A 480-nucleotide genomic window follows, 5' to 3' on the forward strand; every position below is an offset into this window, starting at 1 on the left:
CCACGGGGGCGTCCAGGAAGTCCGAGAGCGTCTGCATCAGCAGGTTGTTGGAGGTCATGCCGCCGTCGACCTTGAGGGCGGTGAGCTCCACGCCGGAGTCCTTCGTCATGGCGTCGGCGATCTCCCGCGTCTGCCAGGCGGTGGCCTCCAGGACGGCGCGCGCGAGGTGCGCCTTGGTCACGTACCGGGTGAGGCCGGCGATCACTCCGCGGGCGTCGGAGCGCCAGTACGGGGCGAACAGGCCGGAGAAGGCCGGCACGAAGTAGGCGCCGCCGTTGTCCTCGACGGACAGCGCCAGGGTCTCGATCTCGGCGGCGGTGGAGATGAGGCCCATCTGGTCGCGCATCCACTGCACCAGCGAACCGGTGACGGCGATCGAGCCCTCCAGGGCGTAGACCGGCTTCTGGTCGCCGATCTGGTAGCCCACCGTGGTCAGCAGGCCGCTGTAGGAGTTGATGAGCTTGTCGCCGGTGTTCATCA

General features: G+C 68.5%; 1 protein-coding gene. It reads right to left on the reverse strand.

Going from position 1 to position 480, the window contains the following annotated elements:
• The coding region (locus LPA54_RS37255) for an FGGY-family carbohydrate kinase (protein WP_267487992.1) at window positions 1-480 on the reverse strand (480 nt) is incomplete at both ends.

Origin of the sequence: Streptomyces sp. DH12, from assembly GCF_020873895.1 — a bacterium.
GTDB lineage: Bacteria > Actinomycetota > Actinomycetes > Streptomycetales > Streptomycetaceae > Streptomyces.